24 protein-coding genes are annotated in these 25,343 nt (G+C 74.9%); 6 read left to right on the plus strand and 18 right to left on the minus strand.

Features of this window, described 5'->3' with window-relative positions; genetic code table 11:
- Positions 1 to 91: 91 nt before the first annotated feature.
- Positions 92 to 1,363, minus strand: coding sequence for a hypothetical protein (locus tag AC07AL_RS34050; protein WP_478319289.1), 1,272 nt, complete (start codon positions 1,361 to 1,363; stop codon positions 92 to 94).
- Positions 1,364 to 1,556: 193 nt separating this feature from the next.
- On the opposite strand from AC07AL_RS34050, the gene paaI reads away from it, so the two are divergent.
- Positions 1,557 to 1,967: a hydroxyphenylacetyl-CoA thioesterase PaaI gene (gene paaI, locus AC07AL_RS34055; RefSeq protein WP_363584717.1), complete on the plus strand. Its 411-nt coding sequence runs from the start codon at positions 1,557 to 1,559 to the stop codon at positions 1,965 to 1,967.
- 46 nt (positions 1,968 to 2,013) lie between these two features.
- On the opposite strand, the gene AC07AL_RS34060 is transcribed toward paaI, so the two are convergent.
- The 11 genes from AC07AL_RS34060 to AC07AL_RS34110 form a co-directional block, all read right to left on the minus strand.
- A complete protein-coding gene (locus AC07AL_RS34060) occupies positions 2,014 to 3,273 on the minus strand; it encodes a phenylacetate--CoA ligase family protein (RefSeq protein ID WP_363584719.1) in 1,260 nt (419 codons plus the stop codon).
- Between the two features lie 18 nt (positions 3,274 to 3,291).
- A complete protein-coding gene (locus AC07AL_RS34065) occupies positions 3,292 to 4,299 on the minus strand; it encodes an SDR family NAD(P)-dependent oxidoreductase (RefSeq protein WP_478319290.1) in 1,008 nt (335 codons plus the stop codon).
- Complete coding sequence (locus tag AC07AL_RS34070) at positions 4,296 to 5,630, minus strand: MFS transporter (protein ID WP_363629819.1); 1,335 nt, start codon at positions 5,628 to 5,630, stop codon at positions 4,296 to 4,298. The genes AC07AL_RS34065 and AC07AL_RS34070 overlap by 4 nt, the downstream gene beginning before the upstream one ends.
- Positions 5,627 to 6,856, minus strand: coding sequence for an AMP-binding protein (locus AC07AL_RS34075; protein ID WP_478319291.1), 1,230 nt, complete (start codon positions 6,854 to 6,856; stop codon positions 5,627 to 5,629). The genes AC07AL_RS34070 and AC07AL_RS34075 overlap by 4 nt, the downstream gene beginning before the upstream one ends.
- Positions 6,853 to 7,974, minus strand: coding sequence for an ATP-grasp domain-containing protein (locus AC07AL_RS34080; RefSeq protein ID WP_478319292.1), 1,122 nt, complete (start codon positions 7,972 to 7,974; stop codon positions 6,853 to 6,855). The genes AC07AL_RS34075 and AC07AL_RS34080 overlap by 4 nt, the downstream gene beginning before the upstream one ends.
- Positions 7,971 to 9,356, minus strand: coding sequence for a KamA family radical SAM protein (locus AC07AL_RS34085; RefSeq protein ID WP_400802760.1), 1,386 nt, complete (start codon positions 9,354 to 9,356; stop codon positions 7,971 to 7,973). Before AC07AL_RS34085 ends, AC07AL_RS34080 begins: the two co-directional genes overlap by 4 nt.
- A 6-nt stretch (positions 9,357 to 9,362) precedes the next feature.
- Positions 9,363 to 11,150: a class I adenylate-forming enzyme family protein gene (locus tag AC07AL_RS34090; protein WP_478319293.1), complete on the minus strand. Its 1,788-nt coding sequence runs from the start codon at positions 11,148 to 11,150 to the stop codon at positions 9,363 to 9,365.
- 194 nt (positions 11,151 to 11,344) lie between these two features.
- Entirely contained in the window at positions 11,345 to 12,760 is a 1,416-nt protein-coding gene (locus tag AC07AL_RS34095) for a flavin monoamine oxidase family protein (protein ID WP_478319294.1), read from the minus strand.
- Positions 12,757 to 12,999, minus strand: coding sequence for an acyl carrier protein (locus AC07AL_RS34100; RefSeq protein ID WP_363584735.1), 243 nt, complete (start codon positions 12,997 to 12,999; stop codon positions 12,757 to 12,759). The genes AC07AL_RS34095 and AC07AL_RS34100 overlap by 4 nt, the downstream gene beginning before the upstream one ends.
- Positions 12,989 to 14,557 (minus strand): AMP-binding protein, encoded by a 1,569-nt coding sequence (locus tag AC07AL_RS34105; RefSeq protein WP_478319295.1) that lies wholly within the window; start codon positions 14,555 to 14,557, stop codon positions 12,989 to 12,991. Before AC07AL_RS34105 ends, AC07AL_RS34100 begins: the two co-directional genes overlap by 11 nt.
- Before the next feature lie 212 nt (positions 14,558 to 14,769).
- Positions 14,770 to 16,467, minus strand: coding sequence for a sensor histidine kinase (locus tag AC07AL_RS34110; protein WP_363629897.1), 1,698 nt, complete (start codon positions 16,465 to 16,467; stop codon positions 14,770 to 14,772).
- Positions 16,468 to 16,806: 339 nt separating this feature from the next.
- On the opposite strand from AC07AL_RS34110, the gene AC07AL_RS34115 reads away from it, so the two are divergent.
- The 3 genes from AC07AL_RS34115 to AC07AL_RS34125 all read left to right on the plus strand — a co-directional run bounded on the left by AC07AL_RS34115 (position 16,807) and on the right by AC07AL_RS34125 (position 18,574).
- On the plus strand, positions 16,807 to 17,673 hold the full coding sequence (locus AC07AL_RS34115) for a universal stress protein (protein ID WP_363584739.1): 867 nt from the start codon (positions 16,807 to 16,809) through the stop codon (positions 17,671 to 17,673).
- A 266-nt stretch (positions 17,674 to 17,939) separates the two neighbouring features.
- Positions 17,940 to 18,155: a type II toxin-antitoxin system VapB family antitoxin gene (locus AC07AL_RS34120; RefSeq protein WP_363584741.1), complete on the plus strand. Its 216-nt coding sequence runs from the start codon at positions 17,940 to 17,942 to the stop codon at positions 18,153 to 18,155.
- Positions 18,152 to 18,574, plus strand: coding sequence for a PIN domain nuclease (locus AC07AL_RS34125; protein WP_363629833.1), 423 nt, complete (start codon positions 18,152 to 18,154; stop codon positions 18,572 to 18,574). Before AC07AL_RS34120 ends, AC07AL_RS34125 begins: the two co-directional genes overlap by 4 nt.
- Before the next feature lie 152 nt (positions 18,575 to 18,726).
- On the opposite strand, the gene AC07AL_RS34130 is transcribed toward AC07AL_RS34125, so the two are convergent.
- Genes AC07AL_RS34130 through AC07AL_RS34140 form a run of 3 tightly spaced genes read right to left on the minus strand, consistent with a single transcriptional unit; the run spans position 18,727 to position 21,706 of the window.
- On the minus strand, positions 18,727 to 19,245 hold the full coding sequence (locus AC07AL_RS34130) for a copper chaperone PCu(A)C domain-containing protein (protein WP_478319296.1): 519 nt from the start codon (positions 19,243 to 19,245) through the stop codon (positions 18,727 to 18,729).
- Positions 19,242 to 21,545, minus strand: a complete 2,304-nt coding sequence (locus AC07AL_RS34135) for a heavy metal translocating P-type ATPase (protein WP_478319297.1) — start codon at positions 21,543 to 21,545, stop codon at positions 19,242 to 19,244. Before AC07AL_RS34135 ends, AC07AL_RS34130 begins: the two co-directional genes overlap by 4 nt.
- Positions 21,542 to 21,706 carry a hypothetical protein gene (locus AC07AL_RS34140; protein ID WP_350879799.1) on the minus strand — a complete coding sequence of 55 codons (165 nt, stop codon included), beginning with the start codon at positions 21,704 to 21,706 and terminating at the stop codon, positions 21,542 to 21,544. Before AC07AL_RS34140 ends, AC07AL_RS34135 begins: the two co-directional genes overlap by 4 nt.
- 468 nt (positions 21,707 to 22,174) lie before the next feature.
- Here AC07AL_RS34140 and AC07AL_RS34145 point away from each other — a divergent pair, with 468 nt between their 5' ends.
- Positions 22,175 to 22,612: a hypothetical protein gene (locus tag AC07AL_RS34145; protein ID WP_478319298.1), complete on the plus strand. Its 438-nt coding sequence runs from the start codon at positions 22,175 to 22,177 to the stop codon at positions 22,610 to 22,612.
- Between the two features lie 90 nt (positions 22,613 to 22,702).
- On the opposite strand, the gene AC07AL_RS34150 is transcribed toward AC07AL_RS34145, so the two are convergent.
- From AC07AL_RS34150 to AC07AL_RS34160, 3 genes are all read right to left on the minus strand, one after another.
- Positions 22,703 to 23,116, minus strand: a complete 414-nt coding sequence (locus tag AC07AL_RS34150) for a PIN domain-containing protein (protein ID WP_363584751.1) — start codon at positions 23,114 to 23,116, stop codon at positions 22,703 to 22,705.
- A gap of 84 nt (positions 23,117 to 23,200) precedes the next feature.
- Positions 23,201 to 23,611 (minus strand): PPOX class F420-dependent oxidoreductase, encoded by a 411-nt coding sequence (locus tag AC07AL_RS34155; RefSeq protein WP_363625447.1) that lies wholly within the window; start codon positions 23,609 to 23,611, stop codon positions 23,201 to 23,203.
- Complete coding sequence (locus AC07AL_RS34160; protein WP_400803784.1) at positions 23,608 to 24,897, minus strand: D-alanyl-D-alanine carboxypeptidase family protein; 1,290 nt, start codon at positions 24,895 to 24,897, stop codon at positions 23,608 to 23,610. The genes AC07AL_RS34155 and AC07AL_RS34160 overlap by 4 nt, the downstream gene beginning before the upstream one ends.
- Before the next feature lie 245 nt (positions 24,898 to 25,142).
- Between AC07AL_RS34160 and AC07AL_RS34165 the strand changes: the two genes are divergently transcribed.
- Positions 25,143 to 25,340 (plus strand): hypothetical protein, encoded by a 198-nt coding sequence (locus AC07AL_RS34165; protein WP_363373336.1) that lies wholly within the window; start codon positions 25,143 to 25,145, stop codon positions 25,338 to 25,340.
- Positions 25,341 to 25,343 lie beyond the last annotated feature (3 nt).

The following is a 25,343-nucleotide window of genomic DNA, read 5'->3' on the forward strand; positions in this document are numbered from 1 at the left end:
CAGCGACGAGCATCGATCTCGGATATGTCCCCACGCATGAACAGCTCAACGAGCTAACCCGACAACCGTCACGGTAATCACCGTTGCAGTACTAGTGCAGATCGCCCTCGATGCGGCCCGCCAAGGCGCGGACGGTCGGCGGGAGTTGGCGCAGGTGTACGGCGAGGAGCGGGACGGCCAGGGCGAGGTAGACCCAGCTGAGGGCGACCCGGGCGGACTCGCCGGGGAGGGCGAACTGGACGGCGAACAGGGCGAACAGCAGCCCGGCCTTCCAGGGCAGGAACCGAAGGTCGAGCAGGAGCACCACGGCCAGGACGGTCTGCGCGGCGGTCAGCAGTACCTCGTCCACCTGGCGTTCGACCAGCGGGAGGGAGGCCGCGCCGCCGCCGGCCAGGTAGGCGAGCGGGAGGCAGCCGATCAGCAGGGTCCACTGGTTGACCTTGCTGGAGAGCAGCGCGCCGAGGCCGTCGTCCCCGCGCAGCCGCCAGGCGAAGACGACCGCGACGATCAGCTCGGGCGCCTCGGAGGCGAGCGGGGCCAGCCACTGCACCAGCAGGAAGCGGTCGATGCCGAGCGAGGCGCCGGCGTCGACCAGCGAGGTGGCGAAGGGCTCGGCGCAGGCGAAGATCACCCCGGCCGCGACCGCGAACACCAGGACGGTGGTCGCCCGGCGGCGCTGCCGGGGGAGGGCGGCCAACCGGGCCGGAACGCCGATGAGTTCCTCCTCGTCGTCCTCGCTACAGCGGCTGACCCGGAAGAGGTAGTAGCCGTACCAGGCGATCAGGACGACCGCGAGCACCCAGGAGATCTGCCGGGTCAGCGGCATCACGAAGGCCACCAGGGCGGCGGCGCCGAGGAAGGCGGTGTCGATCCGGCGGTGCTCCCGCAGGGTGATCCCGGGGGCGGCGCCGCGGCGCCGGGCGGCGAAGGAGGAGGCGAGGGCGACCAGTGGCCAGCCGACGCCGACCAGCAGCCGGTTGGCGCCGGTCATGTTGGCGGCCGCGTAGGCGGCGTACTCGGGCCGGGTGCCGGCCGCGTACGCGAAGTAGAGGTCGACGGCGTACTCGGGCAGGACGGCGATGAACGCCAGCAGGGCCAGGGCGAGCGGGCCGGAGATGTCGGCCCGGGCGGTCTCCGCGGCCCACATCAGCAGGAGCGCCGCCGCCAGGACGCCGAGGCCGAAGACCACCATGCCCGGCACGGGCGCCAGGTGCACCCCGGCCAGCCGCAGCACCACGGAGGGCAGCGCGCCGGCCACGGCGGCCCCGATCCGCAGGGCCGTCACGGATCCGCTGGGCGGCTGCGCCGACGGGATCTCGGCGGGGCCCGGTGGGGTGGCGGTCGCGGGTGACTTCTGGGCCATCAGCCGTCCTTGCGCTCGGGGAACCTGAGCAGGCCAGGGCCTGTCCGGCGGATCTTGCCGGACAGACCTTAGGGTCGGCGGGCGGCGGGGCGGGCCGAACGGCGGGGCGGCGTGGCCGAGTTCCCCCGGACGGCGGGCGGGCGCCGTGCCCTAGGCTGGCTCGGGACGCCGTCGACGGAGGGAACAGGACGCCATGCTCGACCCCGGGACCGCCGCCCTCTACGCGCGGGACGAGACCTGTCGGCTGCTGGGCATCGCGCTGGACGAGGTGTCCGCCGGTCGAGCGGTGACGCGGATGACGGTGGCCGCGACGATGGTGAACGGCCACGGGACGGCGCACGGCGGCTTCCTGTTCCTGCTCGCCGACGCCGCGTTCGCGTTCGCCTGCAACAGCCACGGCCCGGTGACGGTCGCGCAGGCGGCGCAGGTCGTCTTCCTGGCCCCGGCGGCGGTCGGGGACGAACTGGTGGCGGAGGCGGTGGAGCGGTCGCGGGCCGGGCGCGGCGGGGTCTACGACGTGACGGTCCGGCGGGCGGACGGGAAGGCCATCGCCGAGTTCCGCGGGCAGAGCGTGGTGATCGGGGGCCGGCCGCAGACCGACTGAGCGCCCGGCCCCTCACCGCTGCCCGGCCCCCGTCGTCACCTCCCGGTCAGGACCGTGGACGCTCGTCCAGCACCTGCTGGAGCTTGCCGGTGCGCGGGTTGGTGACCAGTTCGGAGCGCGGCACCCACTCGACCGCGAGGTCGTGGATGCTGCCCAGCGCGACCTCGTCGGGGTAGAGCGGCCGGGCCGTGTACACGGCCTCGACGAGCCGGTCGGCGAGCTCGGGGGCCGGCCGCTGCCCGGTGTAGCCGAGGCGCAGGATCAGGCCGTCGCGCCCGGCCCAGCGGCGCTGCACGAGCTGCATGCCGGTGATGTGGCGCTCCGGGTCGGCGGCGAGCAGGACGGCGCGGATCTCCTCGGTGGGCATGGCGACGGTGCCGACCCGGGCGCCCTCGGTGGAGCGGCCGAGCAGGCGGAAGCGGCGGCAGCGGGCGTCGGTCCACTCGGCGCGGTCGCCGGTCGGGTAGCGCAGGATCGGCATCAGGGTGCGGAACAGGTTGGTGACGACGACCCGGCCGGGAGTCCTGGGCGTGGTGATCGTCTTGCCGGTGACGTCGTCGACGAGCTCCACCACCGTGCGGTGCGCGAAGGCCTCGTGCACCCGGACGTCGTCGCCGGGGACGGGCGAGCCGACCAGCCCGGCGTCGTTGGAGGCGTAGCCGACGGAGGCGACGGCGGCGTGGGGGAAGGCCCGGGCGAGGATCGGCCGCAGGTCGGCGAAGAGCAGGTCGCCGCCGAACAGCAGCAGTTCGACCCCGTCGGCCGTCTCCCCGCGCTGGACCAGGCACTCGGCGACGGCGCTGAGCTTCATCGGCTCGCCGGCCAGCACGTGGACGCCGAAGCCGGTGATGAGGTCGGCGATGTACGGGTCGGGGGCGGCGCCGCCGACGCCCAGGCGGACGTTGTCCACGGGGGCGTGGTGCAGGGCGCCCTCGATGTAGAGGAAGCCGCCGTAGAGTTCGCCGGCCGTGAAGAGGTTGGCGACCCGGTGCCCGGGCCGCAGGCCGGCCCGGACGAGTCCGGCGCCGAAGGCGGTGACCGAGTCGGCGTGCTCGGTGCGGGTCCAGGGCGAGAACTTGGGGACGCCGGTGGTGCCGCCGGTCTTGTAGATGCCGGCGTCGCTGAGCGGGCCGGTCAGGACGCGGTTGTCGGGCCAGGTGTTGGCGGCCCAGAAGGCGGCCTGGTCGATGACGGGGAGCTGGTCGAGGCGCTCGGCGGCGGGGGGCAGGTCGCGGTACAGCTCGGCGTAGAACGGCGAGTTGGCGCGGGCGAAGGCGATCAGCTCGGCCAGGGGCTTGGCGGGCATGGTGGTCGGGTCCCTTGCTCAGGAGGAGGGTGCGGCGGGGGGTGCTTCGGCGGGTGCTGCGGGGGGTGCTTCGACTCGCGCTTGGAGGCGTGCTTCGGGCTGCCCGAGCCAGGTCCGGGCGAGGGACTGGACGGTGGAGCCGTCCGGGTCGGCGAGTTTGGCGGCCAGGTAGTCGGCGGCCCACTGGTTGGCGGGCACCCGGAAGGGCGGCCGGTCGGAGAGCAGGGTCCGCACGACGACCTCGGCGACCTCCCGGGCGGGCTGGCCGGCCGACTCCCAGCCCTGGCCGCCGATCCAGTCCAGGTAGCCGGCGAAGGTGGGCGCGTACGGGCCGGAGGCGGCCTGGACGGTGCCGCGGTCGATGTCCGGAAAGACCCCGAACCGGGTGTCCGGGACGTAGCCGGGGACGACCACCGAGACCTGGACGCCGTGCGCCGCCGCGACCGGGGCGAGCGCCTCCAGGAACCCCTCGACGGCGAACTTGGCGGCGCAGTAGGCCTCGTTGAACGGCTGACCGACCACGCCGTGCACGCTGCCGACGGCGACCAGGCGGCCTGCGGCGGCCCGCAGCAGCGGCAGCGCGGCCCGGCTGACCGCGGCCACCCCGAAGAAGTTGACCTCCAGGTTGGCCCGCAGCGCCGCGTCGGTGGACATCTCCAGGGTCGGGTCGGAGTTGGAGACGCCCGCGTTGTTGACCACGGCGTCCAGCCGCCCGTACGTCCGGGCCACGCCGTCCAGGCAGGCGGCGATCGAGCCGGGGTCGGTGACGTCGAGGCGGCGGACGTCCACGGTGACGCCGGCGGCCTCGGCGGCCCGCCGGAGCTCCCCGGCGCGGCCGGGTTCGCGCAGGGTGGCCACCGTGCGGTACCCGGCCCGGGCCGCCGCGACGGCGGTGGCCAGGCCGATGCCGGAGGACGTCCCGGTGATCAGCAGGACCTTCCCGTCGGCGCTCCCGGCCTTGGCGCCGCTCCCGGCGCTCCCGGCGCCCCCAGCGCCCCCAGCGCTCCCGGCGCTCCCGCCGCTCATGACGCGCTCTCCGCGAGCTCCCCGGGGGCGGCGGCCTCGCGCCCGGCGGCGTCCAGCAGCGGCTGGAGGCCGAGGGCGGGGAGGAAGGAACAGGCGGCCAGCAGGGTGCCGCCCGCCATCACCGCCCGGGCCGCGTCCAGGATGCCCAGCGGGCCGGTGAGCAGGGTGACGGCCAGGCCGCCGACCAGCGCGGCGAGCGGGATCACGCCCCAGGTGACGGTCCGGAAGGCGGCGTGCATGACGCCCTGGTTGCGGGCGGTCATCCGGGCCTGCCGGGTGGGCGCGCTGCACACGTTGATGCAGGACATGAAGAACCCGTAGCAGCCCATGGTCACCGCGATCACCGGCCCGGGCGGCAGTGCGGGCGCGGCGAGCAGGCCGAGGCCGGCCAGGCAGTGCAGCAGCAGCGACCAGGCCATCGTCCGCCCCAGGCCGAACCGCCGGCTGAGCCGCGGGGCGACCAGGGCGCCGATCAGCGCTCCGAGCGCGGCCACCGACATGGCCGCGCCGAAGGCGCCGACCGTCACGCCCAGGCCCCGGTAGGCGAGGACGGGCAGGACGGTGACGAAGACCGGCCCGCCGCAGTTGAGCGTGACGGCCGCCAGCACCACCCGGCGCAGCACCGGGTCCGCCCAGTTGAGCCGGAAGCCGAGGGTCAGCCGGTCCCGGATCGAGCCGGGTTCGACCGTCCGCTCGCCCCACGGGCTCATGTACCGGAAGCAGACGGCCGAGACCAGGTAGCTGGCCGCGTCCACCAGCAGGGCGGCCACCCCGAGCGCGCTGTACAGGGCGGCGGCGATGGAGGGGCCGGCGACCTCGGCGACCGAGCCGCTGCCCTCCAGCCGGGAGTACGCGCGGACCATGCCGTCCTCGGGCACCACGGCGGGGACGGCGACCAGGTAGCCGACATTGAAGAAGATCGTCGCGCCGCTGATCACCGCCACGCAGCCGAACAGCAGCGGGGTGGACAGCACGTCGAGCCAGTACGCGAGCGGGATCGCGGCCACCGCCGCCAGCCGGACCAGGTCGCAGCCGAGCATGGTGCGGCGCTTGTCCCAGCGGTCGACCAGCACCCCGGCGACCGGCCCGAGCAGCGGGATGCCGAGGTACTGGGCCATCGCCACCACGCCGACCTGGAGGGCGGAGGCGTGCAGAACGAAGATCATCAGGGTCGGGACGACGAACACGGTGACCTTGTCGCCGACCAGGCTGACGGTCTGCCCGGCCCAGAACAGGTCGAAGCCCCGGCCCAGCGGCGCCGGCCGCTCGGGCGCCGTCCCGCCTCCCACCGGGTCGGACGTCACGCCCTCGCCCGTCCGGTCGGACTTCACGCACCCTCCCGCAGGACCAGCCCGGCGGTCTTGCCGGTGCGGCCGTTGCTGATCAGCTCCTCGACCGGCCGTACCCGGAAGGACTCCGGGTCGTGCTGGAAGGCGGTGCTGAGCGTGAAGGTGGCGGTGAACAGCTCCTTGCGCAGCCGCTCGGCGTCGGGGGTGGCGCCCGTCCCGCCGGTGAGCAGCAGGACCTCCACCCCGGTGGCCCGGCCGCGCTGTTCGGTCAGCACCACCTGGGCCCGGGCCACGCCCGGGTCGCGCTCGGCCCGGGCGATCAGTTCGGCCACGTCCAGTCCGAGGCCGCGGACCTGGACGACGTTGTCGCGTCGGCCCAGCACCCGCATCGCCGGGCCCGGTCGCCCGCACGGGCAGTCGGTCAACTCGCCCGCGTCGCCGGTGCGGTAGCGCAGCACGGGGTTGAGCATCTCGGGGTTGAGGGTGGTGAAGTCGAGCAGGCCGCCGGCGTCGGCGTGGACCAGCTGGTCGGGCAGCGGGTGGAAGGTGTCGGCCGGGCAGTCGGGGGTGTTGGTGGCCACCACCCAGGTCTCGGTGCTGCCGAACATGCCCCAGCGCCGCGCCTCGGGCGCCACCCCGGCGAGGTCCTCGTCGAGTTGGGGCTGCCAGGCCTCGCCGAGCCACAACACCTTGCGCAGGGAGGGGAGTCGGATGCCGGCGGCGCGGGCGTGCGCGAACCAGAGCCGCAGCACGCTGGGCGTCCCGCCGATGGCCGTCACCCGGCGCGCGGCCAGGAAGGCCAGCCAGTCGCCGTACTCCTCGGCGGCGACCGAGCCGAGCGCGATGATCCGGCAGCCGGAGAGGTCGGCGAGCGCGGCGGCGAGGAAGTGCGCGCCCCACATCCGGCCGGCGCCCCAGGCGTTGACGAAGACGTCCGTCCGGTCGAGCGGCTGCCAGTGGGCGTGCACGCCGGCCATGTAGAAGCCGGTGGGGGCGTAGCCGACCTGGGGGGCGCCGGTGCTGCCGCCGCTCTGGAACAGCCAGGTGGCGGCCTGGTCGGCGGCGGGCTCCAGGTGGGCGAGGGCGGTGTTGAGGTCGTCCTTCGCCAGGGGCGGGAGCGTGGCGAGCCGGTCGAGGGTGTGGACGTTGACGTGGCTGGCGTAGCGCGGGGCCAGGTCGGGGACGCTGCGCAGCCGCTCCAGGGTGCGCCGGGCCACGTGCAGGCGGGGCTCGGCGGCCTCGGGGGGCAGGGAGAAGGAGGCGGTCATCGGGAGTCCGTCCGGAGGTCGAGGTCGCGGTCGCGGTTGGAGGTGGGGGCGGGGGTGGGGGCGGGGCTTCGGGCGGGGTCGAGGGTGAGCGGGCGGGCGCCGTCCGCGAGCCACCTGGCGTGGCCGTCGCGGTAGGCGGCGAAGCGGGCGCGGGTGACGTCACGTTGGAGGGTGCGGTCCGGGTCGGTGAGGTCGGGGGCGATCACGCCGTCCGGTTCCAGTTCGGAGAACCAGTACCGCTCGCCGTCGTACAGGAAGTCGACGCAGAAGAACGGGATCGGCAGCCGCTCGGCGAACCAGGCGGTGGCAGCGGCGAGTTCGGGCGGCACCGGCGGGAACTCCATGGCGCCACCCCGGCTGGCGTTGGCGACCGGGGAGCCGGGCTCCGGGGTCCGCTTCATCACCGCGTACGGCTCGCTGTCGACGACGTACACCCGGTAGTCGATCGTGCCGTCGCCCAGGTAGGGCTGGACCACCAGCGTGGTGTCGCCGCCCTGGGCGAGGCTGGCCAGGCCCCGGACGTCCTCGGGGCCGCGGGCCAGGTTGATCCCGCCGCCGCCGCACCAGCCGGCGGGTTTGACGATCGCGGGGTAGGTCATGTTCCGCAGGCCCACCTCGTAGCCGTGCTTGCTGATGTCCCGGCCGGTGCCGATCCGCACCGTCGGGATGGTCGGCACCGGGGAGCCGCCCAGGAACAGCAGGGTGGCCAGCTTGTCGTTGCCGATCAGCGAGACCTGCGGCGGGAACGGCAGGTAGAACCCGGCCTGTTCGAGCACCGCGTACAGCGCGTACTGGTTGAAGACGTCCATCGACTGGTACGGCAGCGAGTAGAGCGCGGTGATGAACAGGGTGTCCTCGGGGGTGACCGGCTCGTCGTCCACGTAGACCCGGGGGCGGCCGGGCCCGGTGGCGTCCACCGTGACGGCCTCCGGCGCGTGCCTGGTCCAGCGCAGGCCGAGGTCGGCGGCGCTCTCGGCGTAGAGGTCCCAGAAGAAGCCGTGCCACATCGCGGCCATCCGGGAGGACTCGCGGTCGGGGAAGATCCAGCACAGGCGGCGCAGTTCGCCGTCCCGGGGAGGGGCGGGGCTCGGGTCGGGGCTCGGGGCGGGGGTGCTCATCGCGCTCCTCGTGCGGTGGACGGCTCGGACCACCAGCGGCGGCCGGTCTCCGGGAGGGTGTCCACCGGGTCGTAGTAGGGGTGGCGCCGGTCGAGCGGGGCGTCCTGGCCGCCGCCGCTCTCCAGGCCGGTGCGGTAGTTCTTGGTCCAGTACGAGATGCCGAGCTCGCGGTCGTAGGCCACCGCCTGGTGCACCCAGCGCTTGCCGACGTGCGGGACGTCGCAGACCAGGCGCGGGGTCGCGTAGCCGGGCAGGTAGCCCATGATCGCCTCCTGGAGGCGCTGCGCCTGGTGCAGCGGCGTCCGCCAGTGCTCGGCGCCCGGGATCACGTCGCAGAGGTAGAAGTAGTACGGCAGAATGTTCGCCTCGCCCTGGAGGGCGAAGCAGAGGTCGAGCAGGTCCTCGGCGGTGTCGTTGACGCCCCGCATCAGCACGCCCTGGTTGCGGACGTCCCGCACGCCCGCGTCCAGCAGGGCCCGGGCCGCCTCGGCGACCAGCGGGGTGATCGAGCGCACGTGGTTGGCGTGGGTGTGCACGGCCAGGTTGACCGCGCGGCGGGCGGCCAGTTCGGCGACCCGGGCCAGGCCGTCCAGCAACTGCGGTTGCAGCCAGTGCTGGGGCAGGCCGACCACGGCCTTGCTGGCCAGCCGGATGTCCCGGACGGTGCCGAGGTCCAGCAGCCTCAGCAGGAAGGACTCCAGCCGGGGCCAGGGGACGTTGGCGAGGTCGCCGCCGGACAGCACCACGTCGCGCACGGCGGGGGTGCGCTTGAGGTAGTCGAGCATCTGCTCCTGCCGGTCGGCGGGGCGCAGCAGCAGCCGGGTCTTGGCCACCTGGGGCGTCGAGGTGCCGACCAGGTCCATCCGGGTGCACTGGCCGCAGTACTGCGGGCAGGTGGCGGTCAACTCGGCCAGCACCTTGGTGGGGTAACGATGCGTCAGACCCTCGACGGCCCACATGTCCGCCTCGTGCAGCGAATCCCGCTCGGCCCGGGGATGGCTGGGCCAGTGCGGGTGCCGGTCGGTGCGCACCGGCAGCATGTAGCGGCGCACCGGGTCGGCCAGGAACGCCTCGGTGAAGGCCTGCGGGTCGGCCGGGGCGTCCGGGGCCATGGTGTTCAGCAGCTGCGGCGGCAGCAGCATCGGCATGGTGGCGAACCCGGCCTGGTCGGCGGCGAGTTCGCGGTAGAAGTGGTCGGCGAGCCGGTCGCCGACGACGGCCCGCAGCTGCCGGGCGGTCTTCACCGAGTGGGCCCGCTGCCACTGGGCGTCGCGCCACTGCGCCTCGGTGACGCGGCGCCAGCCCGGCAGCCGCCGCCAGTCCGGCTCGACCAGCGCCGTCCGCGCGTACGTGTACGGCTGGCGGATCACGGGGTGGTCCACGGCCGGCTACTGGCCGGTGGAGGGGGCGGTGGAGGGGCCGACCAGGGGGTCTGTTCGAGGGCTTGCCTGGGGGTCGGCTCGGACGTCGGTGAAGAGGCCCGCGAAGCGGGTGCGCAGCTCGCGCTTGAGCACCTTGCCGGTCGGTCCGAGCGGGAAGTCCTGAGGTGTGCGGGCGATCCGGACGGCGGCGAGTGCGGCCAGCCCGGCCGCGGCCAGCGCCTTGTTCGCCGCGTCCTGTACCTCCTCGGCGCCGGCCCCGGCGGCCCCTCCGGCCCCTGCCTGCAACCGGACGACGGCGACCGGGCGTTGTCCCTCACCGGGCGCCCCGGGCACGCCGACCACCGAGCAGTCCTGCACCAGGTCGGCGCAGTCGGCGAGCAGCACCTCCTCGATCGGCAGGCTGTAGACCGGGCCGTCGGCGGTGTCGATGACGTCCACCGTGCGGTCGAGGTGGTAGAACCGGCCGTCCGGCGAGCGGCGGGCGACGTCGCCGGTGAGCCAGTAGCCGGCCAGCTCGAAGCTCTCGGTCAGCCGCCGGTCGTGCCAGTAGCCCGGGGTCCGGGAGGGGCTGACCACGCCGAGCAAACCGACCGTGCCGTCCGGGAGTTCGGTGCCGTCCTGGTCGAGCACGGCGGCCTTCAGGACCACCTCCAGCGGCCTGCCGACGCAGCGGTCGTCGCGGGCGCTCTCCGGGGTGGTCACCTGGCCGAAGAGCGCCATGCCCATCTCGGAGGAGCCCAGGCCGTCGACGAACTGCGAACCGGGAAGAGCGGGTTGGTCGGCCCGGTCCTGCGGCAGCAGCCAGGGGCGGATCAGCCCGGCCGGCCGCTCGCCGAGCGTCACCAGGCGGCGGATGTGCCCGTGGTGCGCGCTGTCACCGGTGTTGAACCAGGAGTGCACCCGGGCCGCGCCGCGGACCGGGAGTTCGCCGGTGGCCAGCTCGACGAAGGTCCGGGGGAAGGAGGCGACCATGGTCGGCTGGAAGGCCTCCATCACCGGCTCGACGACGGCGCGCCGCCAGTCGGACATCACCACGGTGGGCAGGCCGAGCAGGGTCGCGGTGAGGAAGTAGCTGAGCCCGCCGGCGTGGGTGTGCGGCATCAGCGACATCAGCCGGTCGTACGGCTCGGCGGGGAAGCGCTCCATCCGCGGCTGCTTGCCGTCCCAGAACTGGCGGTGCGCCAGCATCGTGGACTTGGGGGTGCCGGTGGTGCCGGAGGAGTGGATCAGCGCCACCACGTCGTCCGGGGCGTGCCGGTACGGGTGGCCGGCGGGCAGCTCGACGGTGTCGGCGTCGAAGGCCTGCACCTCGGCGGCCAGGGCGAGGAAGCGCGGGCGGCGGCCCGGGTCCTCGCGGTAGGCGGCGGCCAGCCGGGTGGGGTCGTCGGCGACCACGCCGACCACGCCGACGTGGTCCAGGTAGCGGACCAGCACGTCGTGCCGCATCGCGTCGTTGACCAGCGCGGGGACGGCGCCCAGCGAGGTCAGCGCGAGGAAGTGCAGCAGCGGTTCCAGGCCCTCGCCGACCACGACGCCCACCGGCTCGCCGGGGCGCACCCCGTTGGCGTGGTACCAGGCGGCGTAGCGGTCGCGCAGCGCGGCCAGGTCGAGCAGGCTGTGGCCGCGCAGCACCACCTCGCCGCGGTGGTCGGTGCGGTGGGTGAAGACGGACGGGACGGCGCGGTGCGGGTTGGCCGCGAGGGCGTGGTCGAGGAAGTTGCCCGCGCCCAGGGCGGGTTCGGTCATCAGCCGCTGTCTGGCGGCGAGGGGCGCGATGGAACTGCGGTCGCTCATGGGGGTCTCCCGAAGGGGGGGCCGGGCGCGGGTTCTCGTGGAATCGGCGCCGGGGAGGGGGAAGGGCCGGGGAAGGACGGGGGTGGGGCGTCAGGCGTGGGTTCGGGGCGCGGGCGTCAGGAGTGGGCGTCGGACCCGGACGTCGGGCGCGGGTCTCAGGTGCGGGCGTCGGACCCGGACGTCCGGCGCGGGTCTCAGGTGCGGGCGAGGATGTCGGCGACGACCCGGTGGCCGGAGCGGATCGCGCCCTCCATCAGCCCGAAGTACGCGGTGCTGGTCTCGGTGCCGGCCCAGTGCACCCGGTGGTGCGGCGCGGTCAGCGCCGGGCCGAGCCGCGGCCAGTCGCCGGGCCCCAGCAGGGCGGCGTAACAGCCCTGGCTGTACGGGTCGTTGAGCCAGTCGGTGACGTGGCAGGCGGTCGGCTCGGGGAGCATCGGGAAGAGCTGTGCGGCCTGCCCGACGGCCGCGGCGCGTTGCTGCCGCGGAGTGAGGGCGGCGAAGCGGTGCGCCTCGGCGCCGGTGACGAAGCCGGTCAGGACGCCGATGCCGGCCTCGGCGGGGGAGTCGTCCACGGTGGAGAGCAGTGGCCCCCGGGCGTTGACCGACCAGCCGGACAGGCCGTGGTCGCGCCACAGCGGCGCCGGGTAGACCAGGTGGACCTTGACCGCGCAGCCGCGCGCGGTGCGCTCGCCGGCCCGTCGCACCGGCAGGCCGGGCCGGTAGTCGATCGCGTCGGCGAGCAGCGGCGGCAGCGCCATGACGGCGACGTCCGCGCGGTGTTCGCCGCGGTCGGTGTGCACGGTGACGGCGTCGGCATCCTGGTGGACGGCCCGGACCGGCTCGCCCAGCCGTACCCGGCGGCCCAGGCGCTCGGCCAGCCGCTCGCACACCTGGTGGGCGCCGCCGGAGATCCGGTCCTGCTGGGCGCCGCCGGCGAAGGCGTTGAGGTAGCGCAGGCCGCCGCCGGAGCGCAGGTAGAAGGCGAGGTGGAGGACGGAGATGTCGGCCGGGTCGGCGGCCGTCATCTCACCCAGGAACAACGGGAAGAACAGCCGGGCGTCGGGGTGGGTGAGGTGCTGCTCGGCCCACTCGGCGGCGGTCAGGGCGTCCAGGCGTTCGGCGTCCGGGGTGAGCCAGGGTGCCTCCGGCCGTACGGCGGCGGTGAGTTCGGACAGCCGGTCGAACAGGTCGCCGAGCGCGACGCCGTCGAGCGGCGGGAACCGGCCGTCGCGGGTCGCGGCGTCGGCGCTGCTGCCGTTGTGGTTGTCGTTGCCGCTGCCGAGCGCGAACCGGCTGGCGCCGGACATCGTGGTGGGGGTGGTCTTGAGCCCCAACTCGTCCATCATGGCGAGGAGTTCGGTGTGCCGGTCGCCCAGGTAGGCGGCTCCGGCGTCGACCAGGACACCGGGGGCGGCCTCGATGCCGTGGGTGCGCCCGCCGACCCGGTCCCGGGCCTCCAGGACGGTCACCTCGAAGCCGTGGGCCGCCAGCCCGGTCGCGGCGGTGAGCCCGGCCAGTCCGGCGCCGACCACGACGGCGGTTCCTCCTGGCCGATGCGCGTCGAACTGCCGGCCGTTGAACGGGCGGTCGTTGAACGGGTGGTCGTTCATCTCGCGGCCGTGATTCTGCGCGCGAGCGCGGTGGGAGTGGGCCCGAGCAGGAACTCGTCGAAGGTGAGCTCGACGGCGTAGCCGCGCGCGACGGCGCTCAGCACCCGGGTGGCGATCAGCGAGTCGCCGCCGAGGTCGAAGAAGTCGGAGTCGGGCGCCACGTCGTCGCGTTCCAGCACGCGCCGGAAGACGGCCACCAGGTCCTGCGGGGTGGCGGGGGTGGTGAGGTCAGTGCTCAACGGAGGTCTCCTTCGACCTGTCGTGGGCGCCGTAGCGCAGGTGGCAGCCGGCCCGGTCGACCTTGCCGCTGGGGGTGTGGACGAGCCGGGGGACGACGGTGATCCGCCCGGGCACGAGGTGGCCGGGTACCCGGGCCCGCAGGTAGGACAGCAACTCGCCGGCCAGGTCCGGCGGGGAGGCGTGCCGCCGCGCCACGACGTACGCGAGCAGCGTGGTGCGGCCGGCCAGGGCGGCGCCGGTGACGGCGGCGGCGCTCACCTCGGGGTGGCCGGTGAGGTGCGCCTCGACCTCCGCCGGGTCCACCCGGACGCCGCGCACCTTCAATTCGCCGTCCAGGCGGCCCTGGTGGGTGAGCAGGCCGTCCGGGCCGCGGCTCACCCGGTCGCCGGTGCGGAAGTACCGCTCGCCGTCGACGGTGGTGAACCGGGCCGCCGTCGCCTCGGGCAGGCCGGGGTAGCCGAGCGCGAGGCCGGGCCCGCCGATCAGCAACTCGCCCTGCTCGCCGAGGCGTTCGATGACGTGCGGCAGGGCGTGGCCGATCGGTGCGCGGGCGGCCGGTGCGCGGTCGGCGCCGGGCCGGGCCGGTTCGCGGGCGAGCGGTCCGGACAGGTCGACGGCGTGGGTGATCTGGGTGGTCTCGGTGCAGCCGTAGGTGTTCAGCAGCCGGATCCGCCCGGTGTCCAGCCGGGCCCAGTCGTCCAGCCGGGCCGGTTGGACGGCCTCCCCGCCGATCACCAGGAGCCTTACGCAGGGCGGCAGTTCGGCCCGGTCGTCGACCAGGTGGTGGACGAGTTCGTGCCAGAAGGCGGTCGGCAGGTCCAGGACGGTGATCCGCTCGCGCTCGACCATCCGCAGGAAGCGCGGGAACGACCCGCAGTGCGCGTCGGGGTCGAGGACGAGGGTGGCGCCCGCGGTGAGTGCCGGGAGGATCTCCTCGAAGCAGGTGTCCCAGTTGAGCGAGGCGAACTGGAGCACCCGGTCCTGGGGGGTGAGGTGGAAGAGGTCGCGCAGTGCGTGGGCCGTGGCCGCGACGGCCCGGCGGGGAGTGGCGACGGGTTTCGGCTGCCCGGTCGAACCCGACGTGAAGAGAATGTAGGCCGGATGTTCCGGGCCGCTTGCGGCACGGTCCGCCGGAGGGGTTCCGGGCGGTTCTCCGGGGAATTCCGAGAGGGCGGGTAACTCTACTAATCGAGCGTCGAGTTGGTGGTCCGCGCCGGCTTCGCCGAGTATCGCCGTGCGGCAGTTCGCGGCCGTCGCCATGGCGTGTCGACGGGCCGCCGGGAATGCCGGATCGATCGGGCAGTACACGCCCCCGGCGGTCAGCACGCCGAGAAGTGCGACCACCGTTTCGGCCGTGTGGACGGCCGGCACGGAGACCGTGCCGGGGTCCGGTCCCAGGCGCCTGGCCAGGGTGTTCGCCAGCTCTGCGAGCCGGCCGTAGTCGAGGGTGCGCCCCCGCTGGACGATCGCGGGGTGCCGGGGATTGCGGCGTGCCATTTCCGTGAACGCGTGGATCAGGTCGGGAACGACCTGGAGGGTGTCCTGATTAATTGACATGGCCGCCCCAAATGATGCCGTCGAATGCTCATCCGTGCTCGGCGAACGGCGACTCTACCGTCGAACATGCGTGGCGACAATGGATGTTGAGAGCGTTCTTCGAGGGGGGCGTGCTTGACGTGTGAACCCGCCCGAGGACGTTCGGTCGTTCGAGTAGGGACGGCGTGCGCAAGGGTGCGGAGCGGCGTGGGCGAAGGCCCGGTGACGGCACGTCAGGAGCTGAGCGGGGCCTCCCAGGAGAGCCGGGTGCCGCCGCCCTCGGCGGGCCCGACCGTGAAGGCGCCGCCCACCCGCTCGGCCCGCTCGGCGAGGTTGCGCAGCCCGCTGCGCCGACCGCCCTCGGGTACGCCCACCCCGTCGTCGGCCACCACCAGGGACACCCGCCCGGCGAGCGCCCGCAGCGTCACCTCCACCCGGCCCGCCCGCGCGTGCCGGGCGGCGTTGCTGAGCGCCTCGCCGAGGACGGCCACCACGTGGTCGGCCAGTTCCTGCGGCACGTCGGTGTCCAGCAGGCCCTCCATGCTCAGCCGGGGCGCGAAGCCGAGCGTCCCCTGCGCCTCGGCGACGACGCGGGTGGCGCGGGCGCGCAGGCCCCGGTCGGGCTCGCTGTGGGCGCGCAGCCCGAAGATCGTCGACCGGATGATCTTGATGGTCTCGTCCAGGTCCGCCACCGCGCGGGCGACCCGGTCGGCGGCGGCCGGGCTGTCGATCAGCCGGCCCGCGCTCTGCAACGTCATCCCGGTCGCGAACAGCCGCTGGATCGCCAGGTCGTGCAGGTCCCGGGCGATCCGGTCACGGTCCTCCAGCAGCGTCAGCTGCTCGGCGTCGCGCCGCCGCTCGGCCAGCTCCAGGGCCAGCGCCGCCTGGTCCGCGAAGCCCAGCAGCGGCCCGGTCTCGTCCGGCCCGAAGGCCGGCTGTCCGGCGGCGCGGGCCAGCAGCAGCACGCCCCGCCCGTACCCCGCCCCGGTGCCCAGCGGCACCGCAACCGCCGGGCCCAGCCCGTCGAAGCGCCCCGCCGGGCCCGCCGGGTAGCGGGCGTCGCAGGCCAGGTCGTCGCTGGTCACCGGTGAACCGGAGGCGTACGCGGCGCCCGACAGCGTGCCGTCCACCGGCACCGTCACCCCCAGCCGCGCGGCGGGCGCCCCGCCCAGCGCGACCTCCACCGTCAGCTCCTCCGCCCGCTCCTGCGGACCGTCCAGCGCCACCGAGACGTCGGCCAGCTCGGCGCCGGCGATCTCCCCGGCCCGGCGGGCGATCAGCTCCACCACCTCCAGCCGGGGCGCGCCCGACAGCAGGCTGCGGCTGATCTCCGCGCTGGCCCGCAGCCAGCGCTGGCGCAACTGCGCCTCCTCGTACAGCCGGGCGTTGTCGATCGCCACCCCGGCCGCGACCGCCAGGGTGGAGATCACCGCCTCGTCGTCGGTGTCGAAGTCCAGCCCGCCGCGCTTGTCGGTGAGGTACAGGTTCCCGAACACCTCGCCGTGCACCCGCACCGGCACCCCGAGGAAGGTGTGCATCGGCGGATGGTTCGGCGGGAAGCCCGCCGAGGCCGGGTGCTCGGACAGCACCGGGCAGCGCAGCGGCTGCGGGTCGCGGATCAACTCCCCGAGGATGCCCCGGCCGGACGGCGGCGGGCCGATCTCGGCGATCTCCTCCTCGGACAGTCCCACCGTCAGGAACTGCGACAGCGAGTGCCCGTCCGGGCCGATCACTCCGAGCGCGGCGTAGCGGGCGTCCACCAGGTCGGCGGCGGCCTCGACGATCCGGTGCAGCGCCTGGGCGAGGTCCAGCTCCCGGCCGACCGCGAGCACCGCCTCCAGCAGGCTGTGCACCCGGTTCTGGGTGCCGCGCGCCGCGTCGATCCGCCACTGGAGCTCCTCCAGCAGCTCGTCCAGGCGCAGCCGGGGCATCCGCGCGCCGCCGACCGCCGCGCTGCCGTCCGCTCCGCCCACCGCTGTCCTCCTCGTACTCGCCCTGGCCCGTCCTCCACCCGCCGCCGGAGGGCGCCAGGTGCCGCCCGATCAGGGCGATTGCCGGATTCACGGTAGTGCCCGGGTGTCGGCACCCCGCACGCCGGGGTGCGCCGTACGCTCCCACGGGCGGGCCTTTCGTCCCGTCACCGAGGGGCCTGCGGCCTCTGTCGCGAGGCCCTGGCGGACCGCCAGGGTGGGGGAGGAGCGGACGGGCCGTCAGTGCGCACACCGTCCCCGCGCCGCCCCGCCAAGCGCCGACACAGTGGAGGAACCCTCATGACGCCATCCGTCCTGGCCGGGGTCGACGGCTCGCCGGAGAGCACCACCGCCGCCCTCTGGGCCGCCGACGAGGCGGTGCTCCGGGGCGCCCCGCTGCGCCTGGTGCACGCCTGGCCGTGGCTGACCGACGGTGTGGCCACCTTCGCCGAGCCCGACGACCTGCCGGCCGCCGCACAGCGGGTGCTGGCCTCGGCCGCCGACGCGATCCGCGAGCGCCACCCCGACCTGGTGGTGCACACCGACGCCGTCCTGGACGCGCCGGTGGACGGCCTGGTCGCCGCTGCCGCGGACGCCGCCCTCCTGGTGCTCGGCTCGCGCGGCCTCGGCGGCTTCACCGGGCTGCTGCTCGGCTCGGTCGGCATGGCCGCGGCCGCCCGCAGCACGGTGCCGGTGGTCGTGGTGCGCGAGCCGGGCGCGCCCGACGGGGCCGGCGATGACGGGCCCGAGGTGCTGGTCGGCGTCGACGCGCACGCCCCGGAGGAGGAGGTGCTCGCCTTCGCCTTCCAGGAGGCCGCCCTGCGCGGCGCCCGGCTGCGGGCCGTGCACGGCTGGGACCTCCCGCCGGTCTTCGGCTACGCCGGCGGGGCCGTGCCGCCCACCGAGATCGCCCAACTGGAGGCGCTGGAGGCCAAGCTGCTCACCCTCGCCCTGGCCGGCCAGCGCGAGCGGCACCCGGACACCGTGGTGATCGAGGACGTCCGGCTCGGCTCCGCCCGCGGCCTGGTCGAAGCCTCCGCCGGTGCCGCCCTCCTGGTCGTCGGCCGCCGCCACCGCTCCCTCGACTTCGGCCCCCGCCTCGGCCGCGTCGCCCACGCCGCCCTGCACCACGCCCAGTCCCCGGTCGCCGTCATCCCCCACCCCTGACCGACACCCCGGCGGCGCACGCTCGGAAAGCGGGCCCAGGCAACCCCTCACGAGTTCGAATCTCACCTCCTCCGCCGGCCGATGGCCCGGACCGCACAGCGGTCCGGGCCATCGGCGTATCCCGTCCGAGGAACCCAGGGGGGCGCCAACGTGCGCGGCGTCGCAGGCGTTCCGGCAGTGCTGGGCATCGCCGTCCACGCATCCCTTCCGCCTGGAACATGTCGAGATATACTTCAGATGCGAGTTGATATCAGGAGGTGCATCACATGAGCCGGACCGTGATCGACCTGGACGACGAGCTGCTCGCCGACGTGGCTCAGGCTCTCGGCACCAGCACCAAGAGGGAGACGGTCAACACCGCTCTGCGTGAGGTGCTGGAGAACAGACGGCGAGCGCTCGCCCTCACACGGCTGCGTGCCGCGGCGGACGCGGGGGCCTTCGACCTGGAGATCTTCGAGGACAAGAGGAACTACCGCCGGTGAACGCGGCGCAATTCCTGATCGACACCAGCGCGCTCGCGCGCTTCATGCGCGGCGACGCCGAGCAGTACGGCTGGGACCAAGCCGCAGCGGCGGGCTTGGTCGCAACCTGCCCCATCACCGAACTTGAGTTCTTCTACAGCGCGCGGACAGCGGCCGACCGCGCTCAGGGGATCGAGGACATGCGGCTGCTGTTCGGCTGGGTGCCGGTCGATGACCGCGCCTACGACCGCGCCTGGTACGTCCAGGGCATGCTGACCAAACGAGGTCAGCACCGCAGCGCCGGAGCCGTGGACCTGGTCGTCGCGGCCACAGCGGAACTGCAAGGCCTGACCCTTCTGCACCGGGACCGCGACTTCGAGTGCATCGCGAGCGTCACCGGACAGGCCCTCCAGTGGTACGGGCCGGAGGCCGGCAAATGAATCCGGTCCGTTCCGGTCCCGGACTGGGAGCCGGGAAAGGGGCCTGATCCTGTTCGAACCGCAATCTCGTGTTCTCTGCCTCCGCCCGACAGGCCATCGGCCGGGCCGGATCACGCCTCGACGGGGGCGGGGCGTGATCCGGCCGGGGAGTGTCAGGTTGCCGGGGGTTCGGTCGGGCGGGGGCGGGTGCCCGGGGGGAGGACTTGGGCCTTGAGGTGGAGGTCCGGGCTGTGGCGGAAGCCGAGGGTGAAGTCCACCCACTGGCCGGCCCGTAGGGGTGGGGGGTCGGCGATCATCAGGTCGGCGTCCTCCGGGGCCATCGCCAGCTCGCCGCGGCCCGGGATCGGGAGGGCGGCCACCGGCTCCCAGCGGCCTGCGGCGCCCTGGTGGAGGTGCCGCTTGATCGTGATCCTGCCGCCGAACTCCCAGCTGGCGGAGGTCAGTTCGTCCGGTACGTCGCCCGGGTTGCGGATCGTGAAGAACGCCGCCGTGGCCGGGGCCGCGCCCGCCGTCGGCAGTAGCAGCCAGCCCGGGCCGGCCTCCACCGGCCGGGGCCGCCCGGCCCCGCCGACCGCCGTCCACCCGGTCAGCAGCACCAGCGTCAGCGCCGCCGCGCCCACCGGCGGGCCGACCACCCGCAGCCGTCCGATCGCGCTCATCGCCGTGCTCATCGCCGCGCCCCCTTCCGGGCCGCCGAGGCGCCGCGCCCGGGCTGCCAGGTGCGCAGCCGCAGGCTGTTGCCGACCACCAGCAGCGAGCTGAGCGACATCGCCACCGCCGCCAGCATCGGGTTGAGCAGGCCGACGGCCGCCAGCGGGATCAGCACCACGTTGTAGCCGAAGGCCCACAGCAGATTGGCCCGGATCGTGCCGAGGGTGCGCCGGGCCAGCCGGACGGCGTCCACCACCGCCTCGATGTCGCCGCGCACCAGGGTGAGTCCGGCCGCGCCGATCGCGGCGTCGCTGCCCGAGGCCAGCGCCACCCCGAGGTCCGCCGAGGCCAGTGCCACCGCGTCGTTGACGCCGTCGCCGACCACCGCGACCGTCCGCCCGGCGCCCCGCAGCTCGGCCACCACCGCGGCCTTGCCCTCCGGCGAGGCCGCGGCGTGCACCCGTTCGATGCCCAGCTCGCGCGCCACCGCCCGGGCCGCGCCCGGGCCGTCGCCGGTCAGCAGGACGGTCTCCAGTCCCATCCCGCGCAGCCGGTGGAGCGCCCGCCAGCTGCCCGAGCGCAGCGTGTCGCCAACGGCGAGCACGGCCGCGGCCCGCCCGTCCAGTTCGACCACCACGGCCGTGCGGCCGGTGTCCGAGGCGGCGGTGACCGCGTCCGCGAGGTCGGCGGGCAGCGGCTGCGCCGTGCCGTCCGGGCGGACCACCCGTATCCTCCGGCCCTCGACCACCCCGGACACCCCGACCCCGGTGGCGGCCGCGAAGCCGTCCACCGCGGGGAGCGGACCGCAGCGCTCCCGCGCGGCCGCCGCCACGGCCCGCCCGATCGGGTGCTCCGAGCGGTGTTCCACCGCGCCGGCCAGCCGCAGCACCGCACCCTCGTCGAGACCTTCGCCGAGACCTTCGCCGAGCCCCGAGTCGAAGCCCTGGGCGACCGTCACCGCCGCCAGTTCCATCCGCCCGGTGGTCAGCGTCCCGGTCTTGTCCAGCACCACGGTGTCGACCCGGCGCAGGCTCTCCAGTACCTCCGGGCCGCGCACCAGCACGCCCAGTTCCGCGCCCCGCCCGGTCGCCGCCAGCAGCGCCGTCGGGGTGGCCAGGCCCAGGGCGCACGGGCAGGCGACCACCAGCACGGCGACCGCCGCCGTCACCGCCGCCTGCGGGGCCGCGCCCGCGCCGAGCCAGAAGCCCAGCACGCACACCGCGCCCGCCAGCACGCACGGCACGAACACCCCGGCCACCGCGTCGGCGAGGCGCTGCGCCCGGGCCTTGCCGGCCTGGGCGTCCGCCACCAGCGCGGTGATCCGGGCGAGTTGGGTGTCGGCGCCGACGGCCGTCGCCCGTACCACCAGCGCGCCGCCGACGTTGACGGTCGCGCCGGCCACCGCGTCCCCGGGGCCGACCTCCACCGGCACGCTCTCCCCGGTCAGCAGGCTCAGGTCGAGCGCCGAACCGCCTTCGACCACCACCCCGTCGGTGGCCACCCGTTCACCCGGCCGCACCACGAACTCCTGCCCGGGCAGTAGCAGTTCGATCGGTACCAGGCGCTCCTCGCCGGTCCCGCCGTCCCGGACGCACACCTGCTTCGCGCCCAGTTCGGCCAGCGCCCGCAGCGCGGAACCGCTGCGCCGCCGCACCCGGCCCTCCAGCAGCCGCCCGGCCAGCACGAACAGCGGCACCCCGACCGCCGCCTCCAGGTAGACGTGCGCCGTGCCGCTGCCGTCCGCGGTCAGCGAGAACGGCATCCGCATGCCGACCTCCCCGGCGCCGCCGAACACCAGCGCGTACGCGGACCAGCCGAAGGACGCCACCACCCCCAGGCTGACCAGGGTGTCCATGGTGGCCGCCGCGTGCCGCAGCCCCTGCCAGGCCCGGCGGTGGAACCCGACCGACCCCCAGGTCACCACCGGGACGGCCAGCGCGAAGCAGACCCACTGCCAGGCGGGGAACTGTAGTGACGGCACCATCGACAGCACCACCACCGGGACGGCCAGCAGCGTCGTCACCAGCAGCCGCCAGCGCTCCGCCGGCTCCTCGTCCGGCAGCCCGACGCCCGCCCCGGCGGGCGCCAACTCGGCGGTGTATCCCGCTCGTTCGACGGCCGCCACCAGCTCTGCGACCGGCACCCCGGCCGGGTGCAGCACCCGGGCCCGACCGGTCGCCAGGTTCACCCCGGCCGTCACTCCGTCGATCCGGGCCAGCCGCTTCTCCACCCGGCCCACGCAGGCCGCGCAGGTCATCCCGCCGACCGCCAGATCGGTGCTCACCAGGGCCCCGGCGTCGGCCCCCGCGACCGGGCTCATCGCATCCCGCCCATGTCGTGCCCGCCCATCCCGGGTGCCCCGGGCGACGCGCCGCCCCCGGGCGTCAGCCCCGGGGACACCGGGCCCGCCTGCCGTCCCACCGCGTACGCCACCACGAACACCACCACCAGCAGCAGGGCGAACCCCGCCAGCACACTCAAGGGCCGGACACCCGGCGACTTCGCACTCACCCCCCAGCAGTCGGACGACGGGCACGGTTGGTTCCCGTACGGTCCGAACCGGTGGGGACCGGTGGGAGCGCCCTGGCGTCGCGGGCCCGGCGAGACCCGTACGGCGGGCCTCGGGCCCGGATTAATTCGGATGACGCACCCGGTGTGACCAGGTAGCGTCCGGGACGGCGCCTCCCGATGCGCTGGGCCCCGGCTACTACCCGTCAACTAGATGCCGGTGCCCGTGGTCGGGTTCCGGGAGGCGCCCATACGCGTTCAGCCCCGGGGTCGCTTCAGCCCGCCGCGCGGGGGCGTGGTTCGAGGGCCGGGGTTCGGGCGAATCCGCCCTCGGCGAAATCTGATCGTCATAAGATCCCTTCGTGTGCCGAGGGTCGGCACCCGGCCCGGCCGCGCGCGCTCGTGCGGCCGGACGGATGGTCAACGCAGCGGGGAGTAGCGATGACACATACGGGGAAGCGGATGCTGGCCGCCAGCGCGGCCGCGCTGGCGGCGGTACTGGCGGTCGCCGGGACGGCCTCGGCGCAGCCGGGCCCGGCTGCGGTCCAGAGCGGTATGGGGACGGGGGAGATCCTGCCGCACCCGGGGGGGACGGGCCTGATCTGGATCCCGGACTGGATCGGCGACGGTGGCGCGGTGACGGCCTCCGTCAACCCCTCTCAGCCCTTCACCGTGACGGTGGGCTGCCAGGGCGGCGGCTCGGTCCAGGTCCACGTCGCCGGCCTGGCGCCGGCCGACTTCACGGTCCAGTGCCCGGTCGGCGCGACCGGCATCGGCTCGGTGGAGATCCCCGCCCGGCCCGGCCGGGACCTCCTGTTCACGGTGACCGCCTCCGACCAGGCGATCCACTGGGGCATGTACGCCACCCAGGCGGACTGACCCCGCCGCGCGTCCCGGAACGGGTCCCGTTCAGTCCTGCCGCGCGCGACAGGACCGAACGGGACTGAACGGGACTGAACGGGACCGGCCCTAACGCCGCACGCTGCGCGGCCCGGTGACCGCCGCGCCCAGCGCGCCGACCCGGGCCCGCAGTTCGCGGTCGGCGGTGACGACCAGGCAGTCCCGGTCCGGCTGTTCGGCTCTGGCCGCCCGGACCAGCTCGACGATCCGGTCGTCACCGCTGCCGGCCGCCGCGACCACCCGTACCTCGGGCAGTCCGTCCACACCTCGGGCCGCGCCCTCCACGACCAGCACCACCTCCAGCGGCCCGGGCCGCTCCGGCAGGCCCTGCCCGGCGACGGCGACCAGCGCGTCCCGCAGCCGCTCGGCGGCGCCCCGTCGATCCCGCCACCACCCGTCGGGCACCGACCCGACCACGTTGGCCGCGTCCACCACCAGCAGCGGCAGCCCGCCCCGGGCCCCGTCCGCGTCCCTGTCCTCCATGGCCTCTCCCACGCCCTTCCTCGTCACGCCTTTCCCCGGGCCGGCCCGGCGAGTGACCGGGGGCCCTGCCAGCCGGGTGGTGCGTCAGGTGAGGGTGATCCGGATGCCGACGGTGCCGCGCTCGCCGCGGCGCAGGCGGCTGCCGAGCAGGGTGAGCACGCCGAGCAGGCCGTACTTCTGGCGCAGCAGGGTGCGGTAGGCGGCGGTGCGTTCGGGGCTGAGGATCTCGGCGGTGGCGGGGTACTGCTCGCCGGTCGGCCGGCCCTTGACGTCGCAGGGGCCCACCAGAACGTCCGCGCGGTTGCGGATCCGCTTGACCTTCCAGGAGTCGGCGACGGTCCAGACGCCGAGCGCCTCGCCGTCGCGCACCACCCACACCGGGGTCGGCACGGTGGTGCCGTCCTTCTTGTAGGTGGTGACGAGCAGGTAGCTCCCGGAGGAGAGGCTGACGATCCGGGCGAGCCGGTCGGAGGAAACGGGGTCGGGCGTGGTCATGGCCGGAAGTCTAGGGCGTGCCTGACCAGGGCCCGGGCCCGGCGGGCCAGCCCGCGGTGGCCGTGCCCGCCGAGGGCGGTGGCGCCCGGGTCGGGGAGCGCGGCCGGGTCGGCGGCGAGTGCGGCGCGGCGGCGGGCGGCGGTGCGCCCGGCGGCCCACAGGGCGAGGACGGCGCCGAGTGCGATGGCCGTCCAGGCGGCCGGGGCGAGGCCGGGGTCGTTGCCCCGGACGGCCTGCGGGTGCGCCTGACCGGCGATGGCGGCGGGGGCGGCGGAGGAGGCAGCGCCGGCCCGGCCGGTGATGGTGGCCGGGCGGGCGGCGGCGGTGTCCTCCACCAGTTGCCCGACCGGCTGGACCTTGTCGGCCGCCGCGAAGCCCCAGTCGAGCAGCTCGGCCGCCTCGTCGTAGACCCGGGTCTGGGTGTCCGGGTGCATCACCGTCACCAGCAGGGTTCGGCCGCCGCGCTGGGCGGCGCCGGTGAAAGTGGCGCCCGCGTTGGTGGTGTAGCCGTTCTTGACGCCGATCAGGCCCTGGTACTTGCCGAGCAGCCGGTCGGTGTTGGCGATGTCGAAGCTGGTGCGCTGCCCGGTGAGCTTGTCGAGTCCGCCGGGGAAGTGCGCGGTGCGGGTGGAACAGTAGGAGCGGAAGTCGGCGTTGCGCAGCCCGGCGCGGGCGAACAGGGTGAGGTCGTAGGCGGAGGAGACCTGGCCGTCCATGTCGTAGCCGTCGGGGGAGACCACCTTGGTGTCGCGGGCTTGCAGGGCCTGGGCGCGGGCCTGCATCTCGGCGACGGTCTGCTGGAGGCCGCCGTTCATGTGCGCGAGGACGTGGACGGCGTCGTTGCCGGAGCTGAGGAAGACGCCCCGCCAGAGGTCCTCGACGCGGTACGGCAGGTCCTCCTTGACGCCGACGAGGCTGCTGCCGGCGCCGACGTTGGCCAGTTCGGCCGTGGTGACCTTGTGCTCCGTCGTGCGGTCGAACTTGGGCAGCACGGTGTCCGCGAAGAGCATCTTCAGGGTGCTGGCCGGGGGGAGCTGGAGGTGGGCGTTGTGGGCCGCGAGGACCTCGCCGGTGCCGGCGTCGGCGACCAGCCAGGACCGCCCGGTCAACGTGGGCGGCAGCGCGGGCGCCCCGGCCAGCGGAGCGACCTGGACGGCGGACCGGCCGAGCCGTTCGCCGCCGATCGCACCGGCGGCGTCCTGCCCGGGGGCGGTCGGGGCGCCGGCGGCGAGCATCAGGGCGGACACCGCGGCGGCCGCCGCCACTCTGCTGACATGCTGTGGCATCTGCTGCACACGGCGAACGTACCCGGGGCGCCGCCGGGCCGCCGCGCCTGCTGCTCCGTCCGGATCCCGGGCGGGTACGGCGGTCCGCACCCCGGGCGGTACGGCACCGGGACGGCCGGGCGGCGGGCGGGCGGCGACCGGCGGCTCCGGGACGGCCGGCGGAAGCCGCCGGGACGACTTTGGTCATCCCCGGGTCGCGCCGAAAGTCGGATTCCCGGGCGCCGGGAGCTGCCTAGGCTCGGGGCATGAAGACGCTGCTCGGCTATCTCGGTTTCGTGCTGATCCTCGGCGGCGGGTCCGGCCTGGCGGCGGACTGGCTGGGGGGCTTCCGGCTGTTCGGCTTCGTCCGTTTCCTGGTCCCGGACGGCCATGAGACCGCCGGGTACGCCACCCTGCTGGTGCTCGGCATCCTGCTGGCGATCCCGGCGGCCCGCCGAGGCTGATCA

This window comes from Kitasatospora sp. NPDC043949 (genome assembly GCF_056435365.1).

What these genes read in the sequence shown, in the direction of transcription:
- AC07AL_RS34050 (WP_478319289.1), bottom strand. Translation starts at nt 1,363, where the DNA reads ATGGCCCAGAAGTCACCCGCGACCGCCACCCCACCGGGCCCCGCCGAG.
- paaI (WP_363584717.1), top strand. Translation starts at nt 1,557, where the DNA reads ATGCTCGACCCCGGGACCGCCGCCCTCTACGCGCGGGACGAGACCTGT.
- AC07AL_RS34060 (WP_363584719.1), bottom strand. Translation starts at nt 3,273, where the DNA reads ATGCCCGCCAAGCCCCTGGCCGAGCTGATCGCCTTCGCCCGCGCCAAC.
- AC07AL_RS34065 (WP_478319290.1), bottom strand. Translation starts at nt 4,299, where the DNA reads ATGAGCGGCGGGAGCGCCGGGAGCGCTGGGGGCGCTGGGGGCGCCGGG.
- AC07AL_RS34075 (WP_478319291.1), bottom strand. Translation starts at nt 6,856, where the DNA reads ATGACCGCCTCCTTCTCCCTGCCCCCCGAGGCCGCCGAGCCCCGCCTG.
- AC07AL_RS34080 (WP_478319292.1), bottom strand. Translation starts at nt 7,974, where the DNA reads ATGAGCACCCCCGCCCCGAGCCCCGACCCGAGCCCCGCCCCTCCCCGG.
- AC07AL_RS34090 (WP_478319293.1), bottom strand. Translation starts at nt 11,150, where the DNA reads ATGAGCGACCGCAGTTCCATCGCGCCCCTCGCCGCCAGACAGCGGCTG.
- AC07AL_RS34095 (WP_478319294.1), bottom strand. Translation starts at nt 12,760, where the DNA reads ATGAACGACCACCCGTTCAACGACCGCCCGTTCAACGGCCGGCAGTTC.
- AC07AL_RS34105 (WP_478319295.1), bottom strand. Translation starts at nt 14,557, where the DNA reads ATGTCAATTAATCAGGACACCCTCCAGGTCGTTCCCGACCTGATCCAC.
- AC07AL_RS34110 (WP_363629897.1), bottom strand. Translation starts at nt 16,467, where the DNA reads ATGCCCCGGCTGCGCCTGGACGAGCTGCTGGAGGAGCTCCAGTGGCGG.
- AC07AL_RS34115 (WP_363584739.1), top strand. Translation starts at nt 16,807, where the DNA reads ATGACGCCATCCGTCCTGGCCGGGGTCGACGGCTCGCCGGAGAGCACC.
- AC07AL_RS34120 (WP_363584741.1), top strand. Translation starts at nt 17,940, where the DNA reads ATGAGCCGGACCGTGATCGACCTGGACGACGAGCTGCTCGCCGACGTG.
- AC07AL_RS34130 (WP_478319296.1), bottom strand. Translation starts at nt 19,245, where the DNA reads ATGAGCACGGCGATGAGCGCGATCGGACGGCTGCGGGTGGTCGGCCCG.
- AC07AL_RS34135 (WP_478319297.1), bottom strand. Translation starts at nt 21,545, where the DNA reads ATGAGCCCGGTCGCGGGGGCCGACGCCGGGGCCCTGGTGAGCACCGAT.
- AC07AL_RS34145 (WP_478319298.1), top strand. Translation starts at nt 22,175, where the DNA reads ATGACACATACGGGGAAGCGGATGCTGGCCGCCAGCGCGGCCGCGCTG.
- AC07AL_RS34150 (WP_363584751.1), bottom strand. Translation starts at nt 23,116, where the DNA reads ATGGAGGACAGGGACGCGGACGGGGCCCGGGGCGGGCTGCCGCTGCTG.
- AC07AL_RS34155 (WP_363625447.1), bottom strand. Translation starts at nt 23,611, where the DNA reads ATGACCACGCCCGACCCCGTTTCCTCCGACCGGCTCGCCCGGATCGTC.
- AC07AL_RS34160 (WP_400803784.1), bottom strand. Translation starts at nt 24,897, where the DNA reads ATGCCACAGCATGTCAGCAGAGTGGCGGCGGCCGCCGCGGTGTCCGCC.
- AC07AL_RS34165 (WP_363373336.1), top strand. Translation starts at nt 25,143, where the DNA reads ATGAAGACGCTGCTCGGCTATCTCGGTTTCGTGCTGATCCTCGGCGGC.